8 protein-coding genes and 2 tRNA genes are annotated in these 6,880 nt (G+C 38.1%); 4 read left to right on the top strand and 6 right to left on the bottom strand.

What is annotated here, in order from left to right; all coding sequences use genetic code 11:
- Nucleotides 1-156 precede the first annotated feature (156 nt).
- Nucleotides 157-504: a hypothetical protein gene (locus ACSLUK_RS10195; protein ID WP_448548463.1), complete on the top strand. Its 348-nt coding sequence runs from the start codon at nucleotides 157-159 to the stop codon at nucleotides 502-504.
- Between the two features lie 76 nt (nucleotides 505-580).
- Here ACSLUK_RS10195 and ACSLUK_RS10190 read toward each other — a convergent pair whose 3' ends face one another.
- Genes ACSLUK_RS10190 through ACSLUK_RS10180 form a run of 3 tightly spaced genes read right to left on the bottom strand, consistent with a single transcriptional unit; the run spans nucleotide 581 to nucleotide 2,788 of the window.
- Nucleotides 581-1,333: a type IV secretion system protein gene (locus ACSLUK_RS10190; protein ID WP_448548462.1), complete on the bottom strand. Its 753-nt coding sequence runs from the start codon at nucleotides 1,331-1,333 to the stop codon at nucleotides 581-583.
- 4 nt (nucleotides 1,334-1,337) lie between these two features.
- Entirely contained in the window at nucleotides 1,338-2,288 is a 951-nt protein-coding gene (locus tag ACSLUK_RS10185) for a TrbL/VirB6 family protein (protein WP_448548461.1), read from the bottom strand.
- A gap of 2 nt (nucleotides 2,289-2,290) precedes the next feature.
- Nucleotides 2,291-2,788, bottom strand: a complete 498-nt coding sequence (locus tag ACSLUK_RS10180; protein WP_448548460.1) for a hypothetical protein — start codon at nucleotides 2,786-2,788, stop codon at nucleotides 2,291-2,293.
- A gap of 253 nt (nucleotides 2,789-3,041) precedes the next feature.
- Here ACSLUK_RS10180 and ACSLUK_RS10175 point away from each other — a divergent pair, with 253 nt between their 5' ends.
- Both ACSLUK_RS10175 and ACSLUK_RS10170 read left to right on the top strand, forming a co-directional pair.
- Nucleotides 3,042-3,257 (top strand): DUF4224 domain-containing protein, encoded by a 216-nt coding sequence (locus tag ACSLUK_RS10175; protein WP_448548459.1) that lies wholly within the window; start codon nucleotides 3,042-3,044, stop codon nucleotides 3,255-3,257.
- Nucleotides 3,258-3,268: 11 nt separating this feature from the next.
- On the top strand, nucleotides 3,269-4,327 hold the full coding sequence (locus tag ACSLUK_RS10170; protein ID WP_448548458.1) for a tyrosine-type recombinase/integrase: 1,059 nt from the start codon (nucleotides 3,269-3,271) through the stop codon (nucleotides 4,325-4,327).
- A 148-nt stretch (nucleotides 4,328-4,475) separates the two neighbouring features.
- On the opposite strand, the gene ACSLUK_RS10165 is transcribed toward ACSLUK_RS10170, so the two are convergent.
- From ACSLUK_RS10165 to ACSLUK_RS10155, 3 genes are all read right to left on the bottom strand, one after another.
- Nucleotides 4,476-4,551 (bottom strand) — tRNA-Thr (locus ACSLUK_RS10165).
- A gap of 98 nt (nucleotides 4,552-4,649) precedes the next feature.
- Nucleotides 4,650-4,725 (bottom strand) — tRNA-Phe (locus tag ACSLUK_RS10160).
- A gap of 281 nt (nucleotides 4,726-5,006) precedes the next feature.
- The gene (locus ACSLUK_RS10155) at nucleotides 5,007-5,279 is read right to left on the bottom strand and encodes an oxidative damage protection protein (RefSeq protein ID WP_448548457.1); all 273 of its coding nucleotides are present in this window, start codon (nucleotides 5,277-5,279) and stop codon (nucleotides 5,007-5,009) included.
- 313 nt (nucleotides 5,280-5,592) lie between these two features.
- On the opposite strand from ACSLUK_RS10155, the gene ACSLUK_RS10150 reads away from it, so the two are divergent.
- Entirely contained in the window at nucleotides 5,593-6,852 is a 1,260-nt protein-coding gene (locus ACSLUK_RS10150) for an efflux RND transporter periplasmic adaptor subunit (protein ID WP_448548456.1), read from the top strand.
- Nucleotides 6,853-6,880: the final 28 nt, after the last annotated feature.

Here is a 6,880-nt window from a genome sequence, read left to right as displayed (position 1 = left end):
GCACTAATTAAACCGTCGAAGAAATTAACGGTACTTATGGATCACAAAAAAATGTTGATTAGCTGTTTAGAATAAATTAAGGAATAGTTAGTTTATTGCAGACTTACAATTGATGATCTTTATAATTAGTACCCTTGTAAATAAAGGGTACTTTTAATGAACATTTTTAAAACAATTAAAATTAAAGGCATAGCTAAAAAATATAGAATCAATTTTAATAGCAGAATGGGGTTATCAGTTAATGGATTGTTAGTTAGTGACTTTGAGTACTTGTTGAGTTGGTATTCGAAAAACAAGCTTTCATCATTTTCTGATCGAGAATTACTGTACTTTCATCATGAGAGTATTTTTCATGAAATAAATGTCGATCTTAAAAATGACAATTTAAAAGAAGAAATAGCTTACCCTGTTAGTGTTAATAGAAATTTAGCTAAGTCAAAAATTATAGATTTTAAACTGATTGTAAGTACTTTAGTAACTTATTACTTGGCTGAAGTTAGGTGAAACGACTCGTGTATTTTTTAAGGAAAGTAATAACTATGCACAGGATTGATGCATAGTTATTAAGCTGAGGAGGTATTTATTCAATAGAAAGAACTGCTTTGGCCTCAGCTTTTTGAGCTAACATAGATTCTTCAGCAGAAGCGTTTAGCTTTACACTGGCTGACAATATCTGAAGCATTCTGTTTTGATTTACAAGTAACTCGGCCATCATGCGGTTATTCAGGTCTAAGCTTTCTTTCAGATCTTTGGTCTCTCCAACTTTAGCAATCCAATCACTTGTTTGTGCCATCTGCTTACCAGCCATATTGTATGTCGTTGTAGCAACGGATTGTGCATTACTAATGTTGCTAACTGCACGTGACGTTCTTTCGATAGAGCCACCTAAAACAGTTAGAGAATCAGCAGTTATAAAGCCTTTCATTCTGGCTTGAACTTTACTTCTCTCAATGCCGTAAGCTGTATCTAAAGCTACGTCGTTAACATCCTCAAGTAAGTTAAACGTTTCTTGCCACTCAGTTGGTAAGTTTTCCCTTTGCTTTTTAAACATAGGATTATTAAACACCCGAGCAATTTCTCGTAACCCTCGAATAGAATTAAAGTGCTCTTTTCCTAGCTCAAGTTGCTTCTTCAAATTGATTAGTTGCTCATATTGATTTTGTAAGTCTTGGACTTGCTTAGTGTACTGTTCATACTGAAGCATTTGGCTTTCTAAATCGATGATTAAACCATTCACCATTTGGGTTAGGCTAGCAATATCAATGGTAGGTATACCTGATGATATTGCTTTAAAGCTAATAAAAAAAACGAAAGAATATAAGAATTTTTTCATTTTGCTATCTCCTGACCTCATTAGCCTGATTTGAATCTATACCTCTGAACCTGCCAGCTGCGCCCATTATGCTACGACCAGCTGAACGCCCCATGTTGATACCTTGTTGTAAAGATGCTCTCGAGTAATTAGCCATACCAGATATACTGCTTGTAGCTGATAGCGACATACCACCAGCGATAGATGCTGCCATTTCTTTAATATTTTTTGCGCCAATAACCATAAGCAAAATCAAACCCCACATAGGGGCTAGTTCTTTCATTCGATATGACTCAGCGTCAACCTTTAAGCTGTTGAGGTTGTTGTCTACAAGATTTCCAAATATAGCTAAATACGCAACGATAAGCATAAACACCATTTGGAAGCTTATTAGCTGTATAAACCAGCGCTCAAACCAACCCTTAGTTTTATCTGATAACAAACTTAGGAACATGAGTGGCCCGAAAGATAAAAGAACACCAGTAACGACTTTTGCCATTAGATAAATGGCGAATATTGTCACAGCATACGTTAGTGCTAGCGCGGTATTGACCCCTGATAGAAATATCCCTAAGAACATATTGTTGGCATCAGTGATCTTGTCGTTCAGTTGTATGATTTTGGTTGCTTGGTTATCCAATAAATGAGGTATTGATTGAAAGCCTGGTATAACTGTCTGAATTAAATTCATAGGCGTTTCAGTAAAAACACCATGAACCCAATAGGTGTAACCAAACGCATTTAACCCTAATGAAAAGATGATAAACAAGGTAAACACATGTCGAATAAACTCTTTCATAGATGCTTCAACTGCACCTCGCCAAATAGCAATGCCTAGCAAGGTTATGTAGAAAACAAACACTGGAGTGAAATACTCATACCCTTGAGAAAATATATTCGCTAATGAATCAGTGATCGCTGCATCAATGTTAGTAACAATAGATTTCTCTAATTCCTCGAAATTTAAGCTATTCATAATCACCCCTTACGTTTGTCTTTAAACGCTTTAAGGTTTTGTTTTTGGACTTCTATTAGCTCTCTGGCAACCCTGTTGTTTTCTAACTGCTCCTTTGAATACTGATGGCTCCTGTAAACATTGCCTTGGTTATCTAGGTGTAATGTTGCTGAAGTGATTTTCATTGATTTATCTATTACTTTCTTGCGCATATCCCAGTAAAAAGAGCTTTTTAAATCATCGGTCGTGGTATTAATTTCGTATTTTTTAAACCAGCTAACTTGTTTCTGCCACATTTGTTCGCAGCGCTTACCATCGTCACCCATAAACTCGATTATTTCTTGTTTGCAATCGTCTGGATATGGAAACATATCGAGTATCAAAGCATTTTCTACCGATAGGTAGCGCGTCAACGGGTGTTCTGCTGCTATTGCCTTTCCAAAGTTAGTTAACATCGTAGGGCTCATATAGGCAGCCCATACAATCATGCCGACAACAAATGTTTTTAAAAATTTATCCATAACTACTCCAATCTGCGTATATCAATAAAAATCTAAGTTGCATTATGTGATTTAAGCGTGATACAGTCAAATCTAAATTAATAAAAAATCGTTATAAATCAATTATATATACCGTATTTGGTAAGGTTGAACCTGAAAATGAAATGGCTTTTGGGAGAGTGCGATGTTTTTGGGAAGGGAATCCCACCACGGATAAGAAAACCAGGTGCAAGTAAGAATAAAAGTATTGTGGAAAAAATTTGGAGGGGACGTTATGAGCAGTACGTTTTTATCTAGAGAAGAAGTAGCAGAGTTGACAGGAGTAAAACGCAAAACTACTCAGTTAGAGCAATTAGCTAAGCAAGGTATTAAGTTTGTTTTAGGGAGAGATGGGCACCCGAAAGTGTTGCGAAAATCTATTGAAGATAGGTTAGGGGCTTTAAAACACAAAAGTGCTGAGCAAGAGCCTATACTTTTTAACAACGTATAGGAGACTTAGTTATGGGTAGACAGCGCTCAGCAGGAAACTTGCACTTGCCTAAAGGGATGATATTCAATAAAAAGGGAAGTGTTTATTACTACCGAACCTCAGGCCAAAAAGATATAAGGCTAGGCAGAACGTTTACTGAGGCGTTTATTGCTTATGAAGAGCTTACAGGGGCAATTTGTTCGTTAATTACCATGAACGATGTAATTAACAGGTATCTGGTTGATGTTTCTCCTAAGAAGGCTTTATCTACCCATAAAGAAGATCTGAGAATTGCCAAAAAATTAAGGGCGGCTGTTGGGCATTTTTTGCCTTCCCAAGTGAAAGCCAAACATGCTGTTCAGTATCTTCATCATAGAGCAAAAGAAGGCTCGCCAGTTGCGGGCAATAGAGAATACTCATTGTTGTCAGCTATTATGACTGCTGCATTTAATTGGGGAATTATTGAGGAGCAACCATTTCTAAAGGCAGGTATAAAGAAGAACCCTGAAAAGCCAAGAGACAGGTTAGTTACGGATGAAGAAGTTGCTGCATTTTTAAAACACGTTCCTGAGTGGCTACATTTATACATCCAACTTAAGTTAGCTACAGGATTGCGCCAAAGAGATATGCTACGCCTTGATAACACTCATTGGAATGCTCTAGAAGGGTTGAGAGTTGGTACTTCCAAAACGTCAGTTAGAATCAATTTTGAATCAACTCAGCACTTGTCTGATATTGTAAACGATATCAAAAGATTAAATGGTTACACATCAAGAGGAGCCAGAAAGTTTAAATGGCACTTTTTCATGAGTCGACTAAATAAGCCCTACACAGAGGGAGGGTTCGAGACCATGTGGAGACGATATATGGACAAGGCTATATCATCAGGTGATTTAAAAGAAAGGTTTCAAGAACGCGACCTAAGAGCTAAAGCAGCAACTCAATGTGAATCTTTAGTGCAAGCGTTTGAGTTATTAGGCCATAAAAACATTTCTACGACGAAAAAAATTTACAGAAGAGGGTACAGCAAGGTTAAACCGTTATCGCCTTATGATGACTCAGGCAATGAACAAAATATTGAAAAAAAATAATAATGTAGGCATTATCTGAAAAGATCTTTAAAGGACTAAAGATTTAATTCGCTAGGGAATATTATTGAGAATATAGCGGATTTTTGTAGGAAACAGTGCGTTTTGTAGGAAAGAAAAAAGCCCCAGCATTGCTGAGGCTCTTTGTAAATGGTGCCGACTGCCGGAGTCGAACTGGCGACCTACTGATTACAAGTCAGTTGCTCTACCAACTGAGCTAAGTCGGCACACAAAACTGTGTGCGGTAAAAGTATTCTTCTACGAATGTTTACCTTGGCACCGAATTAATGTTTTGTTGAGTAACATAAACACTAGTTCAAAATAATGGTGCCCAGAGGCGGAATCGAACCACCGACACGGGGATTTTCAATCCCCTGCTCTACCGACTGAGCTATCTGGGCGTGTCTCGGTAAGTTTGAATATCCACAAACGGGGATTTTCAATACAATTCCCAAATGCTCTACCGACTGAGCTATCTGGGCGTTTCTTTAAATCTTGCAGGTTTTCGGTTTTCGCCGTGTTGTCCTGAAGACGGGGCGTATTAAACTGTTTTTCGTTTCAACCGTCAACACTTTTTTTTAAAAAAATGTTTGTTTGGTGCTTTTTTCACCCTTTTGCCGTTTTAAAATGCTATTTGGTGAATTTTTTACCGTAAAACCTGCGTATTAACCTAAATCAGTTGTTATTTATTTTCTGGAACATAACCGTCAATTTTTGGTTCTATACCGTCAAACAAGAATTCAACCATCGCTTTTTCTAAAATTGCGCGGTCATCTGGGTTCATCATGTTCATTTTATTTTCATTAATTAACATGGTTTGCTTTTTTTGCCAGATTCCCCATGCTTCTTTACAGATGTTATCAAAAATACGCTTGCCTACTTCACCTGGGTATAATTGATAATCTAGTCCGTCGGCTTCTTTCTTGAGGTTTTGACAAAATACAGTTCTGCTCATCTTTAATGACTACCTTAAAATTAAACTTTATCTGCAACCAACAATGGGTCACAGGTTAATGGCGCTATCATATCATTTCTTGATTCTTTCGTGTCCATTTTTATCCGGACATTAAGTTGTAATAAAAGTGTACGGACGGCGTCCGACATTGTCCATCGGACAGTTGTTAAATGTGTCCGCGGACACTTTTTTAATCAGGTTAATTTTGTTTTTGTATGAAAAATATATATTTTTCAATGTGTTGGTGTTCTGTTGTTAAGTTGGCACGCTCGCTGCTGCTGTATAGGAAATTGTTAACGCGTAAGGATTTCACGTGATTAGAGATACTAGCCAACAAGACCAAATAGTAACAACAAGCAAAAGTAAGAAGAAGTGGGTTGCGATTGCAGCGATTTCGATTGCGGGAGTTGTGTTTGCAGGACAAGCGATGAGCCGCTGGTTGTCGGTTGATCATAGCGTGAGTAAAGCGCAAGTGCGATTTGCCACAGTCGAACGAGGCGATTTGTTTCGTGACATCTCAGCTTCTGGCAAAGTAGTCGCGGCTAATGCGCCGGTAGTTTATAGCGCAGAACAAGGATTAGTTACATTACGCGCTAAACCAGGAGACTTAGTAAAAGCAGATCAAGTGGTGGCTGTGATCAACAGCCCAATCTTAATGGCAGAATTACAACAACAGCAAACGGCGGTGCAGCGTATAAGTTCTGATGTTAATCGAGCTAAGTTAGATGCCAGACGTCAGCAATTGGCATTACAACAGCGTCTTGATGTAGCTAAAGTTGATTTATCAGCCGCAGAGCGAGAGTCTCGTCGAGCAACAATTTCTATTGAACGTGAGTTGATTAGCCAAATAGATTTTGAAAAGGCACAAGATGATTTAGCAAAATCTCAGCTGAGTTACTCACATGCTAAGCAAGAGGCCGATTTGGCAAAAGATACCTTGGCTTTTGAAATTGAGAATAAAACTTTAGAGCTTAAAACACAGCAATTAATGTTGTCTGAGCTAGAGCGTAAGATCAGAGAGTTAGAAATTCGTTCACCAGTAGATGGCATTGTCGGTAACTGGTTGGTTGAGCAAAAGGCAAAAGTTCAGCGTAACCAATCGCTAATGAAAATTGTTGATTTGTCGGCTTACGATGCAGAAGTTCAAGTGCCTGAATCATACGCAGACGAGTTGGGTTTAGGTATGTCGGTAGAGATCAATGTAGCAGGCAACATGCTTATGGGACAGCTATCGTCTATTTCTCCAGAGGTTAGAAACAATCAAGTTACCGCAAGAGTGAGAATTAACAGTGAGAACGACGTATCACTTCGTCAGAATCAGCGTGTTAATGCGCGCATTATATTAGAACAAAAAGAGTCCGTTCTTATGGTTAGACGAGGACAGTTTTATTCGAGTGGTGCTGGTAAAGTTGCATACAAGGTAAATGGTGACAATGCATTACGTATAGAAATTGAAAGCGGTGCGACCAGTATGAGTCATATAGAACTGCTAAATGGTGTAGAGGAAGGAGACACTATCGTTATTTCAAATATCGATGCCTTCGACAACAAGCCGCAAGTGTTTTTACGCTAAACAAATTGAATCAAAAATTAAACGTACA

It is taken from the genome of Thalassotalea fusca (genome assembly GCF_053485835.1).
The sequence above is the reverse complement of the archived record's forward strand: the minus strand, read 5'-3'. Positions and strand labels throughout refer to the sequence as shown.

What these genes read in the sequence shown, in the direction of transcription:
- ACSLUK_RS10195 (WP_448548463.1), top strand. Translation starts at nt 157, where the DNA reads ATGAACATTTTTAAAACAATTAAAATTAAAGGCATAGCTAAAAAATAT.
- ACSLUK_RS10190 (WP_448548462.1), bottom strand. Translation starts at nt 1,333, where the DNA reads ATGAAAAAATTCTTATATTCTTTCGTTTTTTTTATTAGCTTTAAAGCA.
- ACSLUK_RS10185 (WP_448548461.1), bottom strand. Translation starts at nt 2,288, where the DNA reads ATGAATAGCTTAAATTTCGAGGAATTAGAGAAATCTATTGTTACTAAC.
- ACSLUK_RS10180 (WP_448548460.1), bottom strand. Translation starts at nt 2,788, where the DNA reads ATGGATAAATTTTTAAAAACATTTGTTGTCGGCATGATTGTATGGGCT.
- ACSLUK_RS10175 (WP_448548459.1), top strand. Translation starts at nt 3,042, where the DNA reads ATGAGCAGTACGTTTTTATCTAGAGAAGAAGTAGCAGAGTTGACAGGA.
- ACSLUK_RS10170 (WP_448548458.1), top strand. Translation starts at nt 3,269, where the DNA reads ATGGGTAGACAGCGCTCAGCAGGAAACTTGCACTTGCCTAAAGGGATG.
- ACSLUK_RS10155 (WP_448548457.1), bottom strand. Translation starts at nt 5,279, where the DNA reads ATGAGCAGAACTGTATTTTGTCAAAACCTCAAGAAAGAAGCCGACGGA.